A 14,487-nucleotide genomic window follows, 5' to 3' on the forward strand; every position below is an offset into this window, starting at 1 on the left:
CGGCCGCCAGGCCGCCTTTTTCTCGTCGCGCCTTACGCGATCACTTCTGGTACCCGGATCGCGGGTGGCGTGTTGCGGCTGCGAGCCGTGCGCACGGCACCGTCGATCATGATCATGCCGATGCCGGGCAGATTGCCGAGCGCCAGACTTTCCAGAAACCCGTCGCCGATGCCGCCAGCCGCCTGATCCATGAAGACGAGGTCGGCGGCCCGGCCAATCTCGATCAAACCACGGTCGTGCAGGTTACGCACGCGGGCCGTATTGCCGGTCGCGAAGCAGAATGCCGTTTCGGTCGGAACCTCGCCCAGCGAGGCAAGGTGGCATATTGTGCGCAGTATACCGAGCGGCTGTACTCCCGAGCCGGCTGGTCCGTCAGTACCAAGGACGACGCGTCCGAGTTCATTGCGTTTCCTGGCGATATCGAGGACCAGCAGACCGGTACGCAAGTTGCCATTGTGCACGATTTCCAGGGCGCGGGTGCTTTCCTCGCAGATGCGGCGAATCTCGTCATCCGGCAATGCCGTCGGGCCACCGTTCACATGAGCGATCACGTCGGCGTCCACTTCGATCACGATGTCGGCGCCGATGCGTCCGGAGCCGGGTATGGAGGGGCCGCCGGTGTGGGTCATAGAGGTCATGCCGTATTTCCGTGCCCAGGTGATCATCTGTCGGCCGGTAGGTCCATCCTTGACGCCGCCGAGGCCAACCTCTCCGATCAATGTCACGCCGGCGTCGGCCAGTTCCTTGAAATCCGCTTCCGTCATGCCAGGCTCAAGCACGGGTGCACCGGCGATGATCTTCATGCCGCCAGGCCGGAAATTCGCAAATGCGCGCTGCGAGGCGATACCCAGCGCTTTGACGCCGACGATGTCTTTCGGCCGGCCGGGATAATGGGCTTCGCCGGCGGATACGATCGTGGTGACGCCGCCATGCAGGGTGGAATCGATCCAGCCGATTTGGTTTTGGCGCGGTGTCCAGTCACCTGCCGCCGGGTGAACGTGATTGTCGATCAGACCGGGCGCGACGACGCAGCCATGCGCGTCGATGATGGCCGCATTGCCACCGGCGCCAAGCTCTTCGGCCGTCCCGATGCCGGCGATCAACCCGTCTTCGACAAGAATTGCGGTCGCTTTCAATATCGGTTCCTCAATATTGCCGCTGAGCATGAGACCGACATTGCGGATGAGTGTTCTGCCGCCTTGGGTGGTGGTGTTTTGTAGGTCGTGCGACATGAACGGTTTCCCTGTCTGCTTGTTTCTTGTTTTGGGCGCGAACGACGGCACCCGCCGGCAGAGCCGGCGGCCGTTACAGCTGAAATGAGTGGCCGGCCGTCAGGTCAGAGGGTCATTTGACTTCCGGGCTGCCGGTTTCGTCCAGGCTGATGCGCTGCAACAGCCGTAGAAGTGTGATCTGTTCGGTGGCTGAAAGGGGGGAAAGCAGACGCCTTCCGACTTCGACACTGCGTTCCAGCCGGTCGAGCGTGTAACGGGTCCCTTCATCGGTAAGCGTGATGATCGATAGCCGTTGATCCGTCTCCGAGGGGTTGCGCTTGATCAAGCCCTGCTTGAGCAGCTTGCGAACCACAAGGCTGATCGTTGATGGATCCATAGCCGTCATCCGACCGAGATGATTCTGCGAGACTTCGCCGTATTTGAGAATGGTGGCCAGCGCAGCGAACTGCGTCGGCGACAGGTCTTCACCTGCCATGACTTGCTGAAAACAGAGCGTTGCGCGCTGATGTGCGCGGCGTACCACATGGGCGGGATGCACGTCGAGATCATAGCCTGTTTCGGCGTAGCGTATCACGGCCTCTTCGCGGCTGATCTTGTCGCCCTTGGATGAGCTGGATGTGTCGGCGTTATTGTCGAGGATCGTCACGGACTGCGTTACCCTTTGCCTGGACGCCCGAAACGGCAATGCCGCTTCAGGCCGCGATGTTCGCGTTTTCCACAAAAGCGCCTTCTGTGAGCGCCCGAACGACCATGTTGGAATCACTGACAATCCCGAAATGGGTGGAGATGTCGTAGAGTGTGCTTTCCTGTTCACGCGGCCCGGTCGCGGCGCAGCAGTCGGCCGGTACCACCACTTGATAGCCGTTGAAGAAGGCGTCATGAACCGTGGAGCGCACGCAGATATTGGTGACGACGCCGAAGATGATCAGCTGGTCGACCATCATATCCTTGAGGGTCAGGTCGAGATCCGTCTGAAAAAAAGCCGAGAAACGACGCTTGATAAGGTGGATCTCATCGGGCAAGGCGCCGAGTTCATCAATGATTTCGACACCCCAGGTGCCTTCGATGCAGTGCGGCGAACGCTTGAGAAATTCGCGATCGCGGCGCAGACCATGGCGGTGCGCGTCATGAACCCAGATCACCGGCGCGCCGATCTTGCGGGCCGTTTCAATGAGGCGCAACTGCGGTGGGATCAGAGTTTCGCACCCCGGCAGAACCATGGCACCGCCTTCCTTGCAGAAGTCGTTGACCATATCGACCACGATGACTGCGGCTCGGCTCGGATCGAGCGTCATTCCGCCTTCCTGTCGATGCGACGAGAAACTGTCCAACGCCATGTCCAATCCTCCCGGTACTTGCCGATTGTTGGTGGTCATACAAAAAACTGCTGCGGTTTCCAAGTCAATCCTTGCTTCTTTAATTCTGCTCCGAACCCTGGACAGCATTATGTAATCCGATGTTTGCAGCATTTTGAAGCTGTTTGGCAGGTGCATTGCAGGCATTGACAACGCTTCGGGATTGAGGTCTCCGATTGTTTGACCATCAATGATTTTTGTGCGTTCTATGTTGCATGGAGGAGGGCCGTCACATGAAAATCATCGTCACCGGATCGAGTGGGCTCCTCGGCCGTCATGTTGCCGGCGCGTTCGTGGCGGCGGGCCATGAGGTTCTCGGCATCGACACCATGGCGCCGAAGACGGATCACGGCTGGGTCCATGTCGACGCAGACCTTGCCGATCTCGGCCTTGCGCTGCAACTGATCCGCGAATGCGATGCCGTTGCACATATCGCAGCCATTCCGCGTCCAACCGGCAAAGCGCCGGCAGAGGTTTTCAAAACCAACATGGCCTTGGCCTATAACGTTGCCGAAGCGGCGGCATCGAATGGCGTGAAGCGTTTCATCTACGCGTCCTCCTTCAGCGTTCTGGGCTATCCGTTTGCCGAAAAACTACCGGCTCCTGCCTACCTTCCAATCGACGAAAACCATCCGATCGGTGCGCAAGATGCCTATGGCCTGTCGAAATGGCTGGGCGAGGAGATTGTCGAGGCCGCCGTGCGGCGTGGCGTATTTTCCGCGGTCAGCCTCCGCATGCCGTGGATCCAAACGCCGCAGGCTTTCTTCGAAACTGTTGTGCCGCGCCGCAGGCTCCAGGAATCTGCGCGGGATCTGTGGAGTTATCTCGACGCTCGCGATGCCGCTGATGCCTTTGTGAAAGCCCTGAACTGGAAGGGGGACGGGCATTTGCGCACGTTCCTAAGTGCTGCCGATACATATTCGGAAGAACCGACCGAAACACTGATCGCCAGGGCATATCCCACAACGCCGGTTTCCCCGGCTCTCCCAGGTTTCGCCACCGTTATCGACAACGGACATGCCCACGCCACACTGGGCTTCGCCCCTCGCCATTCCTGGCGGGACTACGAGAATTGAAGGAGTTCACCATGCAACGTTTCGAAGGCAAGGTCGCATTGGTGACCGGAGGAGGCGGCGCGATCGGCGGCGCGACGGCGCTTCGTTTTGCACAGGAAGGCGCCCGGGTGGCGATCGTCGATATTGACGCGCAGCGGGCCCGGGCGACAGCGGCTGCCCTCGGGGACAAGGCGATCGCGATCACCGCCGATGTCTCGGACGCGGCCGCGGCCGAGGAGGCGGTTGCCGCAACTCTGAAAGCCTTTGGCCGTCTTGATGTCGTGTTCAACAATGCCGGAATCTCCGGCAAAGTCGCGCCGGTCCACGAACTGCCGGTCGATGACTGGGATGCCATCGTACGCATCAATTTGCGCAGCATGTTTCTTGTGCTTCAGTCTTCGCTGCGCGCGATGATCGCAACAGGCATCGAAGGTGCGATCGTCAACATGGGATCGTCCATGGCTGGTTGGGACGTGCTCTCCGGAGGCGCCGGCTATGCGTCAACCAAGCATGGCGTGGTCGGTCTGACGCGTGTTGCAGCGCTCGACGTCGCACCTTACGGCATTCGGGTGAATGCGATCTGCCCCGGAGTCATCGAGACGACGTTGGGTGTACCGGCAGCCGACCGCGCCGGCTATCTTTCCGGAATACAGCGTTTCGCCGACCGCATTCCGCTTCGCCGCATCGGACAGCCGGAGGATGTTGCCGCCGCTGTTGCCTTCCTTGCTGCCGACGAAGCGCGCCACATCACCGGAGTGGACTGGTTGATCGACGGTGGTCAGACGCTGCAAAGCTGGGCAAATGCACCGGAGGCGAAGGCCTTTCCGGATCATCGTCGCAAGTGAGTTCATCGGCAGGTGTCTGCACAAGCTGGCTTTGTTGATCTCCTGACCTCGGCCATCTGCGCAGAAAGCTTTGTCGGCGAATTCCTTTCACTTTGCTGAAATCCACACAAACGCTGCCTAAATCGATTGCATCCGACAGCTTGGGGGGAGCCCAAGCCCGATGCCTTGACGATGATCGGGCGCCTGCTCAACCAGTAGCGCCGACGTCGGGATTTCGTGTAGAGCCATTCTGATGACGGGACGTCTGAGCCGGGTAGAACACCGACTGCTGCCCACCTTAGTCGTTGCCCGGATCGAGAATTGGATGCATACAGTTTGTAAGATTGGATAACAATATTTTGGATGACTCGCTTGCAGGGCAGACGACGCGCGGTGCCGGTAGCTCCGCTCACAGGTAGCGCCAAGGCGATGTTTCGCCTGCTTGCGGTCCGCGGCGCCTCGACGCGTCCGCAACTCGGCGAGGTGCTGGGCTTGTCACGCCCAACGCTGTCGGCGGCGATCGCCGAGCTGGAGGAGGGCGGCCTTGCAAGCAAGGTGGGCGAGCTTCAGGGTGCGCTGGGCCGCAAGGCTGCCGTCTATCGCCCCGGTCCGAACGCCGGTCACATTTTTGCGGTCGACGCCGGCTCCACACATATCCGGCTGCGCGTTTCGACAATCGATCGCAGGCTTCTGCATAGCCGTACCTATCGGCTGCCGTCGAGCCAGTTCTTCCTTGGCGAGGAAATCAGTCGGGCGGTTGCGGATGAGGTCGCAGCGGCGCTGACGGAATCGGACCCAGCTTGGGGACCGTTGCAGGCGATCGGGATAGCCTTGCCGTCGCGCGTGGTCGGCCCTCAGGGGGATACCACCGCAACGCGGCAGGAAGCCATTTTCAGCTGTTTCGATCCGCCGGCCGATATTCCCATCGTGCTGGAAAACAACGTGAATTGCGCCGCTGTTGCCGAGCATTCCAACGGCATCGCACGCGATCACGAGACTTTTGCCTATGTCCAGATAGGCTTCAAGATCGGCATGGGCATCATGCTCGACGGCAAGTTGCTGCGTGGGCGCAACGGCGCGGCCGGAGAGATCAGCCACCTTGCTTTTCCCATGGCAAATGGCGTGCGACCGGTTCCTGGAGAAATCGAGCGCTATATGGGTACGGAAGCGCTGATGCAGCGCGTCGCCAGGGAATGGCCGAGATCGGCCGGAAGCCCGCCCGAGGATGCGGCCGATCTCATGAAGCGTGCCGCCGATGGCGATGCAGCCGCGCTGGCCCATGTCGAGCGTCATGCTGAGGATATCGGCGCGATCGTCGCCAGTTGCGTCAGCATGGTCGATCCGGGGCTGGTCGTGTTGGGTGGCGGGTTGGGCGCCGATCCGCTGATCCTGCCGACGGTGCACGAGGTTGCGAACCGGCTGAGTTATCCGGTGGAAGTGCGCACGAGTTCGCTTGGCCAGGACGCAACCGTGCTGGGCATCGAGAGGCTGGCAACCGAACACGCCGTGAACCTGATCCTCGGCGAAGCCAAAGCCTGACATTTCGACAAGTTGGAATCGAGTTGCACGATTCCGGTTGCGCATCCGAAAAATTTTGTTAGGCTGCCTAACATAATAATGAGCCGGGGCAAGAACCGGCTTTGAGGGCTGTTCAACTGGGAGCGAAGAAATGATCTCATCCATGTGCCGCACCACCGTTCTGGCGGCTACGGCAACACTGTTCGGCACCGGCGCCCTTTCGGCGCAGGAATTGCAATACTGGGTCTATTCGGATTTCGCGCAGGGCGATGCACTGAAGCTCCAGCAGGAGTTCATTGCCGAGTTCGAGGCCGCAAATCCGGGTGTGAAGATCGTCATATCGGGTCGAGGCGACGACGATCTGACATCGGGGCAGATCGCCGGGGCTGCGTCAGGAACACTGCCGGACGTCTTCATGAATGGCCTCAATGTCGGAGCTCAGCTCGTCGAGGTCGGAGCGCTCGCCAACATCTATCCCGACTGGATGGCCATGCCTCAGGAATTCCGCGATCAGTTCGATGCCGACGCGATCAAGAGCTGCTCGCCGAAGCCGGAGACGATGTACTGCATCCCTTATACCGGCTTCGGCGAAATCATGTATCGCAACCTCACGGTCCTCCAGGCTGCTGGCGTCGACACTGCCACGCCTCCGGCGACCTGGGAGGAATGGCTGGGGCAGATGAAGAAGGTCAAGGAAAGCGGCAAATTCGCCGTTCCCGACCAGACCCAGGTATTCAACTCCGTCGCTTCGATGTTTGCCATCGCCGGCGACAAGGCGCAGTGGGGCATAGACTACGACAAGAAGCAGACCCTGATCCAGCCTGAGGCGGCGACGCGTGCCTTGCAGACCTTCGTCGACATGAAGCCGTTGCAAAGCGGAACCAGCCGCAATGACCAGGGCACCAAGGACCTGTTCATCACCAACCAGCTGGCGTTCCATGTCGTCGGCCCATGGGTCAATCCGAGCTACGAACAGGCCGCCAAGGAGTCGGGACTGAAATACGATTACGTGCTGGTGCCGGGTGGCAAGGCCGGCGACCACGGCGGCATCAAGAGCTACGAGTTCGTGGGCGTTGCGCCAGGCAAGAACCGGGAGATCGCTTGGAAGTTCGCATCCTATCTGACCGAGAAGAAACAGATGGCGCGATGGGCGAAGCTCTTGTCACGTTACAACGCCAACGCTGCGGCCATGCAAGATCCGGAAGTCACCGCCCTTCCGCTGATCGTGAAGTCGGTCGAGGCCGTGAAGTATGCCGTCGATGTCACGCCGCCTTACTTCGTCGCCACGATGCCGAACTGCTACCGTTCGATCATGACCGATACGGCTTCCGCCGTGGCCGATGGCGAATTCAGCGCCGAGGAAGGCGCAAAGGAGCTGATCGCCGAGCTGAATGACTGCCTTGCCAAATAAGGCATGCCAACAGGGCGCGGTCTGCGGCTGCGCCCGGCTCACTCAGAACATGCTGGATACGTCATGAATGCCAGACGACTTCTGCCGCATTATGCGATGGTGCTACCGTTCGCCCTGCTGTTTGCGGCCTTCTTCCTCTACCCCATCATCAGTGGCTTCTATTACAGCTTCCATGAGTGGAACGCCGCGACCGAGCCACATTTCATTGGCCTGGCCAACTATGAGGCCGTCCTGAAGTCACGCGACTTCTCGCGTGCCATGACCAACCTCGGCCTCTATATCGCCATCACCGTTCCTCTCGGCATCGCCGTGGCGCTGGCGCTGGCGCTTCTGGTCGATAGTTTCACCGGCTTCTGGGCGAATTTTTTCCGGAGCGCCTTCTTCCTGCCGGTCGTCCTGCCGGCATTCCTCGCGGCGACGATCTGGCGCTGGATGTATGCCCCCAATTTCGGCCTGGTGAACATGATCCTGGGCTGGTTCGGTGTGCCGTCCATCAACTTCCTGAACGATACCAGCACCATGCTGTATGCGCTGATTGCTGTGGACGTCTGGGTTTCGGCCGGCTTCAACATGGTCATCCTGCTGGCCGGGCTGAAGAACATCCCACAGGATCTTTACGAGGCCGCCCGGCTCGATGGTGCAAGCCGACTGCAGCAGGTGCGCTATGTCACCATCCCGATGCTGGCGCCGATCCTGTTCTTCGTCTTCACCTATGGGTTCATCTCGGCGCTTCAGGTCTTCGACGTGCCGTGGCTGCTCACCGGCTCGTCCTTCACCGCCTATGGCGGGCGCCGCAGCGCGCTGATGTTCCCGGTCATGGACATGATGGGGCGCGCCTTCGGTGCAGTCCGTTTCGGCGAGGCGACAGCTTACGGCTTCATCCTGACCTTCGTGATCATCCTGTTCACCGCTCTCATGTTCGGCCTTCGCGCCTGGAGGACGCCGAAATGAGTGCGGCCGCAGCCAATCGTGCGATTGCCGTGGAACTCCAGACCTGGCGTTTCCTCAAATGGGTGGTCGCGATCTGCGTGGCGATCGTGGCCGTATTCCCGATCTGGTGGATGGTGAATGTGGTCTTCGCCGATCCCGGAGTCCCGGTGTCGATCAATCCACGGCTCTATCCCACTTCGTTGGGCTCGGGTCTCTCCAAGATACAGACGATCCTGACCGAGACCGCCTATCTCAGGGCCTATTTCGTCACCATCGCTTATGCGCTGCTGACGATCATGGGCATGCTGCTGATAGGCTCGATGGCTGCCTTCGAGTTCGCGCTGTTCGATTTTCCCGGCAAACGCCTTCTGTTCGGCCTGGTGATGCTGTCGTTGATGGTGCCGACGGTCGTGACCATCATCCCCACCTATCTGCTGGTGGCGGATCTGGGCTGGCTGAACACGATGCAGGGGCTCCTGGTCCCCGGCCTCGCTTCCGCCTTCGGCCTTTTCCTGCTGGTGCAGTTCATGCGCACGCTTCCGCGGGAGATGATCGAGGCGGCGCGGCTCGATGGGGCCAGCCACTTCAAGATCTACTGGTACATTGCCTTGCCGTTGTCGCGCAACGCAATGGTGACCCTGGCGATCCTGACCTTCATGAAAACCTGGGGCAACTTCGCCTGGCCGCTGATCGTGGCTCCCAAGCCTGAGATCTACACGGTCGGGCAGGTGGTAGGCCTCTTCAATGCACCCTTCTCGCATCAGACCGTCGACGTGGTGATGACGGCCAATCTGCTGGCCGTGCTGCCGCCGCTGATCTTCTTCCTGATCTTCCAGCGCAAGATCGTCGAAGGCATCGCCATGTCGGGTTCCAAAGGCTGAAGGATACGATCATGGCTGAACTTGAAATCAAATCCGTCTCCAAGTCTTTCGGAGCCGTCGGGGTCCTGAGCGACATCAACCTGAAGATCGCCAGCGGCGAGTTCATTGTCTTTGTCGGTCCCTCCGGCTGCGGGAAGTCGACGCTACTGCGCACGATCACCGGGCTGGAAACCGAAACCGCAGGCGATATCTTCATCGACGGCCAGCGTGTCAACGATGTCGATCCCGCCCGGCGGGGAACCGCCATGGTCTTCCAGTCCTATGCGCTCTACCCGCATATGACTGTCGCGGAGAATATGGGTTTCGGGCTCAAGATGGCCGGCGAGCCGAAAGCCGTCATTCGGGAAAAGGTGACGCAGGCGGCAGCCATCCTGCGGCTGGAAAAGCTGCTCGAGCGCCGTCCCGGTCAACTGTCCGGCGGCCAGAAGCAACGTGTCGCCATCGGTCGGGCGATCGTGCGCAATCCCAAGGTCTTCCTGTTCGACGAGCCGCTGTCGAACCTCGACGCTGAACTGCGCGTCCAGATGCGGGCCGAATTGATCGACCTGCATCGCCGCCTCAACGCGACGATGATCTATGTCACCCATGATCAGGTCGAGGCGATGACCCTGGCCGACCGCATTGTGGTGTTGAACGGCGGTGTCGTGCAGCAGTTCGGCCGCCCCCTCGATCTCTATGACGACCCGGACAACCGCTTCGTCGCCGGCTTCATCGGTTCCCCAAAGATGAACTTTCTGGACGCGGCGGTGCTCGAGGCCGGGCCTGACCGCGTGACCCTCGGCAAGATAGGCGGCAGTGACCGCAGCCTCAGCCTGCCGTTCCGTGGTCTCAATCCGGCTATCAAACAGGTGGTGTTGGGCATCCGTTCAGAGCATGCGCGGCTGAGCGAAAGCGGTGGCGATCGCGTGCCGGTCACCGTCAGTTTTGCCGAGGAACTGGGCGACGTCACTTATCTCCACGGCAAGACGCCCGGTGGCAGCCCGATGATCATCCGTAGCGACAAGGGACGCTTCGGCGGTCAGACCGACTGCCATGTCGTCTTGGATCCTGGCGGTATTCGACTGTTCGACGGTGACGGTCGTCGTTTGCGCGCGGACGGGAACTGAACACGATGTCGCTTGCACAAGTGGAACCGCTGGCTCCGCAAGCCAGCGTGGTCGGTGTCGATATCGGCGGGACCAAGACACATCTGCGGCTGCGTCATGACAGCGTGGAGCGCGACCTCGTGTTGCACACCAGCGACTGGCGCTGCCGTGAGTGGCAGCGCGATGCCGACACTCTCATCGAACTGGTCGAGCGTTTTGTCGATGGCGTGCCGATCGCGGCGATCGGCATCGGTGCGCATGGTTGCGACGACAAGCTCGAATGCGAGGCCTTCGAAGCCGCATTCCGGGTCGCGACATCCATTCCGGTTCGCGTCGTCAACGACGCCGAGCTCATGCCCGCAGCGTTCGGGTTCGAACGGCAGATCGGCGTCGTGTCGGGCACCGGCTCGATTGCGGTCTGCCGCACTGACGAAGGCGACATGCTTGTCGCCGGTGGCTGGGGCTGGATCATCGGCGACGAAGGGGGTGCTGCGAGCCTTGTACGTGAGGCCGCGCGCATGGTCGCACTGCATCTCGACCGCGGTGGGCCACAAGACGATCCCCTGGTTCGTCACCTTTTCCAGGAGCTTGGCATCCCTTCGGCCGCCCGCATCGGCAGCCGGCTTGCCGCGCTGGGAACCGCAAAGGAAGTTGGTCAGCATGCATCGCTGATCTTCAACGCTGCCGACGAGGGGTCGGCACTTGCCGAGACGGTGATCCTGGAGGGCGGATTTGCCCTGGCCGATCTGGTCGCGCGTCTGCGGCTGCGCGGCTCGAAGGCAGACGCTGTCGTCGCCGGCGGAAGCGTGATCGCTTCGCAACCGCGGCTCTGGAAAGCCTTCCAGGCGGGAGTCGAGGCGACCTGCGGCCCGACGATCGCATTACATCTCCATCGAGGGCCGCCGGTCGAAGGCGCGATGGTGCTGGCCGACAGGCTGGCCGCCGAACAACGCATGAAGCAGATTCCAGAAAGGACCTTGAAATGAGTTACCGTTCCACCGTCGCGCGGCAGCCCGAGTCCCTTGGCGATACCTTAGCCGCAGCCAAGGCGGAGCTGGCCAGCAAGGATTTGAAAGCACTGGGTTCGGGGCTGACCGTCGTTACCGGTGTTGGCGCGAGCTATGCGGCAGCCGTCGTCGTGGCAGCGGAGCTGCAGCGCCGTGGTCGCCGCGCTTTCGCCGTGCGGTCCGGCGAAATGATGGCTGGCTATGACATTGCTGATACCGTCATTGCGCTCTCCCATCGCGGTCGCAGCATCGAGACCGTCGAAGCCTTGCAGCAATTGCCAAAGGCAAAAAGTCTTGCCATCACCAACAATCCGGAGAGTCCGCTCGCCAAGGCGGCCTCTCACCACATCCGCCTCGACAACGGCTCGGATGCGACGCCATCGAGCACAGGCTATACCGCTACGCTTCTTGCCGCTGGGCTCGCGATCGATGCCATTCTTGGCGACAGCGGTACCGACTGGACGGCTCTTCCCGAAATCACCGCCGAGGTCCAGCGCCGGGCAGCGGAAAAGATGCCGCGTCTGGCGGAACTCTTCCGCGAACGTCGCGCCATCGATTGCGTTGGCGCCGGCGCTTCCATCGGTACAGCTGACGGAGCCTCGCTTTTGCTGCGCGAAGCAGCTCGGATTCCTGCGTCCGGCTACGAGACGCGCCACTATCTGCATGGACCGATGGAGTCGATGGATGCCGCGACCGGCGTTGTTCTGTTCGGTGACGGGCGGGAGCTGGCGCTTGCCGAAAATCTCGATGCGATCGGATGCCCGGCGGCGTTGGTCACCAGCAAGACGGACCTTAATGATAAAGGCAAGCTGACTGTCATCAACGTTCCGGCCGGCGAGAATCTCATCCTGCGCGGTATCATCGACATCTTCCCCGCTCAGATCCTAGCCGCCGAGTTGTCGGACGCCGCGGGGCTGACCGACGTGAAGTTCCGTTACACACAGAGCGATACCAAGATCGCCGCTTGAGGATCATCCGCGCACTGCAGATCGAGCGCCAGCCCCGCAGCATTCGCCAAGATCGGGTCGTGAATGCTAGATGTGGTGCTGGTGCTCATCCATCCCGCTGCTAGAAGTGTATCGCGGGCGTCGCCGATACGCCGCCAGCGGTCGATGCAGGGCTGAGTTGCGGGAGCGAGAGCCATGGATACGCCGACAAATAGAGAAACTCTGCCGGTCAACGCGCAGGTCACCTTCCTCTATTACAAGGACCTTGCAGCGCCTGAGCATTTTTACGGAGAGCAGCTGGGGTTCGAAAAGACCTTTGACCAGGGCTGGGTCAAGTTCTTCCGCATAACCGACCACTCTTATGTCGGTCTCGTCGACGAGGCGAAGGGCCACCACAGGGCTTCCGGCGCCAAGGCAGTTATGGTCAGTATGGAGACGCCAAAGCTCGAGGCTTGGTACGAGCGCATGAAAGACAGTGGCGCCGAGATCGTCGTCCATTACGAGCCCGCCAAGGCATCGGAACAGATGGTCTCCACCTTCCTGATGCGTGACCCGGGTGGCTATAGCATCGAGTTCTTTCGCTTCAACAAACGCGACTGAGCACTCGCAACCGGTGCCTGGAGCATTTGTAGCCAGGTGGAATCACTTGACGTTACAAGAATGCGGCGAAAACAAAAACCTGGAGCGTTTCCGCGTTTCCGTGAAGAACGGAAACGCTCTAAGGGGCGCCGCGATTTTTTATCGTAAAACGGCTGCACACCTCGCGCGACATGCTTCAGCCGACAACAGCTTCGGCTTCGATCTCGACCTCGTAGTCGCCGATGAGATCACCGGCGGCGATCATGGTGTTGGCTGGTTTGATCTCGCCGAAGAACCGGCCATGCGCCTGTGACGCCGGCTCCCATTGCGATGCATCGCGAAGGTAGATGCGTGTGCGCACGACATCCTCGGCACGCCCGCCGAGTGCTGCGATCGAAGCCAGGATCTTGTCGAGGATGTAGGTGGTCTGCGCGCCCGCGTCGCCGGGCGCAACGCAGCGGTCGGCGCCGTGGGTGGCAGTCGTGCCGGAAACGCGGATCGTGTCCTTCACCCGCACCGCGCGGCTGAAACCTGCGATGGGTTCCCAGATACTGCCGGAGGAAACGCGCGTGCGCTCCGGCCGCCCGGGAACAGGCTCGGCAACATAGATCGAAGGCAGGGCGTCGAGATGATGGCTGAGATCGCCGGAGGCCGTGAGATAGGGCGGCCGGCGGTACTCGTCGCCGCAATCGCCGGGGATCGGTTGTGTTCCGGCAAAGGCGGCTTCGAGCCGGGCTTTGTCTTCTTCATCGAGCGCAAAGGAGAAGACTTTCAGATTGTCGTCGCGGTGTTCGCTTTCGCCGAGCCGCGCGCCGATGATGGCGGCGGCGATCGCCTGGTGTTGCAGCACCCAGCGTGTCGCGACATTGGAGATCGAGACCTTGTGCTTGCTCGCGATTTCTCCCGCTGCAGCAAGCAGGCCCCGGAAGGCTCCCCAGCCGCCTGCGGCGTCGATGAAGCGCTTGTATTTCGAGCGGCTCCAGTCCGGGATTGATGTCGGCTCCGGGGCACCCAGCCATTTGTCGGCTAGGAAGCCGCCGCACAGCGTTCCGTAGGCAAACAGCCTGACACCACTGCGCGAACAGACTTCGGAAAGCGCCCCGGCAGCTCGGCGGTCGATCAGGGAGAAGGAGACCTGGTTGGAGGCAAGCGGAATGCCGTCGGCGAGTGCCAGGGCCAGATGGGCTGCATCGAAATTGGTGACGCCGATTGCTCCAATCAGGCCTTCCTGCCTGAGCCGCGCCATTTCGTGGAGCGCATCCAGCCAGGCCGGGTGCTCGAAGCTCCACCAATGGAACTGCAGCAGATCGACCCTGTCGACGCGGAGGCGGTCGAGCCGTTCCTGGACGCCCTTTCGCACGACATCCGCCGTCATCGGGCCGGGTTCCGGGCACCATTTGGTGAAAGCCAGCGGTCGCTTGCCCGTCGGGTAGCGAGCCAAGAGGCGACCGGTGATGATCTCCGCGCTGCCATAGTGGTCAGCCATGTCGAACGTGTCGAAGCCGGCTTTGGCATAGGCCTGCAAGGCGTCGGCACCGCGTTCGGGGTCGAGCGTTTCTCCCCCTTTCTCCAGATCGGCGACTTGCCATAGTCCGCATAACAGCCGGCTTATGTCGAGCCCGGCCAGCGTCGTGCGCTCAGGAGTGATTGGCATCTTGGCCTC

General features: G+C 61.2%; 14 protein-coding genes. 10 read left to right on the top strand and 4 right to left on the bottom strand.

Annotated elements, in window-relative coordinates; genetic code table 11:
• Positions 1–32 precede the first annotated feature (32 nt).
• The 3 genes from L4923_RS12630 to L4923_RS12640 form a co-directional block, all read right to left on the bottom strand.
• Positions 33–1,232 (bottom strand): amidohydrolase family protein, encoded by a 1,200-nt coding sequence (locus L4923_RS12630; RefSeq protein ID WP_239365433.1) that lies wholly within the window; start codon positions 1,230–1,232, stop codon positions 33–35.
• A 112-nt stretch (positions 1,233–1,344) separates the two neighbouring features.
• Positions 1,345–1,878: a MarR family winged helix-turn-helix transcriptional regulator gene (locus tag L4923_RS12635; RefSeq protein ID WP_239365435.1), complete on the bottom strand. Its 534-nt coding sequence runs from the start codon at positions 1,876–1,878 to the stop codon at positions 1,345–1,347.
• Between the two features lie 46 nt (positions 1,879–1,924).
• Positions 1,925–2,734 carry a cysteine hydrolase family protein gene (locus L4923_RS12640; RefSeq protein ID WP_343303156.1) on the bottom strand — a complete coding sequence of 270 codons (810 nt, stop codon included), beginning with the start codon at positions 2,732–2,734 and terminating at the stop codon, positions 1,925–1,927.
• Positions 2,735–2,820: 86 nt separating this feature from the next.
• Between L4923_RS12640 and L4923_RS12645 the strand changes: the two genes are divergently transcribed.
• The 10 genes from L4923_RS12645 (at position 2,821) to L4923_RS12690 (ending at position 12,845) form a co-directional block, all read left to right on the top strand.
• Positions 2,821–3,663 carry an NAD-dependent epimerase/dehydratase family protein gene (locus tag L4923_RS12645; protein WP_239365437.1) on the top strand — a complete coding sequence of 281 codons (843 nt, stop codon included), beginning with the start codon at positions 2,821–2,823 and terminating at the stop codon, positions 3,661–3,663.
• 11 nt (positions 3,664–3,674) lie between these two features.
• Positions 3,675–4,487, top strand: coding sequence for an SDR family NAD(P)-dependent oxidoreductase (locus L4923_RS12650; protein WP_239365439.1), 813 nt, complete (start codon positions 3,675–3,677; stop codon positions 4,485–4,487).
• Positions 4,488–4,829: 342 nt separating this feature from the next.
• Positions 4,830–6,005: an ROK family transcriptional regulator gene (locus L4923_RS12655; protein WP_239365441.1), complete on the top strand. Its 1,176-nt coding sequence runs from the start codon at positions 4,830–4,832 to the stop codon at positions 6,003–6,005.
• A 130-nt stretch (positions 6,006–6,135) separates the two neighbouring features.
• Positions 6,136–7,395 (top strand): extracellular solute-binding protein, encoded by a 1,260-nt coding sequence (locus L4923_RS12660; protein WP_239365443.1) that lies wholly within the window; start codon positions 6,136–6,138, stop codon positions 7,393–7,395.
• Between the two features lie 63 nt (positions 7,396–7,458).
• Positions 7,459–8,346, top strand: coding sequence for a carbohydrate ABC transporter permease (locus tag L4923_RS12665; RefSeq protein WP_239365446.1), 888 nt, complete (start codon positions 7,459–7,461; stop codon positions 8,344–8,346).
• Entirely contained in the window at positions 8,343–9,206 is an 864-nt protein-coding gene (locus L4923_RS12670; protein ID WP_239365449.1) for a carbohydrate ABC transporter permease, read from the top strand. Before L4923_RS12665 ends, L4923_RS12670 begins: the two co-directional genes overlap by 4 nt.
• An 11-nt stretch (positions 9,207–9,217) precedes the next feature.
• On the top strand, positions 9,218–10,312 hold the full coding sequence (locus tag L4923_RS12675) for an ABC transporter ATP-binding protein (protein WP_239365451.1): 1,095 nt from the start codon (positions 9,218–9,220) through the stop codon (positions 10,310–10,312).
• Positions 10,313–10,317: 5 nt separating this feature from the next.
• On the top strand, positions 10,318–11,277 hold the full coding sequence (locus L4923_RS12680) for an N-acetylglucosamine kinase (RefSeq protein ID WP_239365453.1): 960 nt from the start codon (positions 10,318–10,320) through the stop codon (positions 11,275–11,277).
• A complete protein-coding gene (locus tag L4923_RS12685; RefSeq protein ID WP_239365455.1) occupies positions 11,274–12,266 on the top strand; it encodes an SIS domain-containing protein in 993 nt (330 codons plus the stop codon). Before L4923_RS12680 ends, L4923_RS12685 begins: the two co-directional genes overlap by 4 nt.
• A gap of 174 nt (positions 12,267–12,440) precedes the next feature.
• A complete protein-coding gene (locus L4923_RS12690) occupies positions 12,441–12,845 on the top strand; it encodes a VOC family protein (protein ID WP_239365458.1) in 405 nt (134 codons plus the stop codon).
• Positions 12,846–13,020: 175 nt separating this feature from the next.
• Here the strand turns inward: L4923_RS12690 and L4923_RS12695 are convergent, their stop codons facing one another.
• Positions 13,021–14,478, bottom strand: a complete 1,458-nt coding sequence (locus L4923_RS12695) for an aldo/keto reductase (RefSeq protein WP_239365461.1) — start codon at positions 14,476–14,478, stop codon at positions 13,021–13,023.
• Between the last annotated feature and the right edge of the window lie 9 nt (positions 14,479–14,487).

This window comes from Terribium retamae (assembly GCF_022347545.1).
Taxonomy (GTDB): domain Bacteria; phylum Pseudomonadota; class Alphaproteobacteria; order Rhizobiales; family Rhizobiaceae; genus Mesorhizobium; species Mesorhizobium retamae.

Coding starts and splice junctions, on each gene's coding strand:
- L4923_RS12630 (WP_239365433.1), bottom strand. CDS start 1,232: ATGTCGCACGACCTACAAAACACCACCACCCAAGGCGGCAGAACACTC.
- L4923_RS12640 (WP_343303156.1), bottom strand. CDS start 2,734: ATGCCTGCAATGCACCTGCCAAACAGCTTCAAAATGCTGCAAACATCG.
- L4923_RS12645 (WP_239365437.1), top strand. CDS start 2,821: ATGAAAATCATCGTCACCGGATCGAGTGGGCTCCTCGGCCGTCATGTT.
- L4923_RS12650 (WP_239365439.1), top strand. CDS start 3,675: ATGCAACGTTTCGAAGGCAAGGTCGCATTGGTGACCGGAGGAGGCGGC.
- L4923_RS12655 (WP_239365441.1), top strand. CDS start 4,830: ATGACTCGCTTGCAGGGCAGACGACGCGCGGTGCCGGTAGCTCCGCTC.
- L4923_RS12660 (WP_239365443.1), top strand. CDS start 6,136: ATGATCTCATCCATGTGCCGCACCACCGTTCTGGCGGCTACGGCAACA.
- L4923_RS12665 (WP_239365446.1), top strand. CDS start 7,459: ATGAATGCCAGACGACTTCTGCCGCATTATGCGATGGTGCTACCGTTC.
- L4923_RS12670 (WP_239365449.1), top strand. CDS start 8,343: ATGAGTGCGGCCGCAGCCAATCGTGCGATTGCCGTGGAACTCCAGACC.
- L4923_RS12675 (WP_239365451.1), top strand. CDS start 9,218: ATGGCTGAACTTGAAATCAAATCCGTCTCCAAGTCTTTCGGAGCCGTC.
- L4923_RS12680 (WP_239365453.1), top strand. CDS start 10,318: ATGTCGCTTGCACAAGTGGAACCGCTGGCTCCGCAAGCCAGCGTGGTC.
- L4923_RS12685 (WP_239365455.1), top strand. CDS start 11,274: ATGAGTTACCGTTCCACCGTCGCGCGGCAGCCCGAGTCCCTTGGCGAT.
- L4923_RS12690 (WP_239365458.1), top strand. CDS start 12,441: ATGGATACGCCGACAAATAGAGAAACTCTGCCGGTCAACGCGCAGGTC.
- L4923_RS12695 (WP_239365461.1), bottom strand. CDS start 14,478: ATGCCAATCACTCCTGAGCGCACGACGCTGGCCGGGCTCGACATAAGC.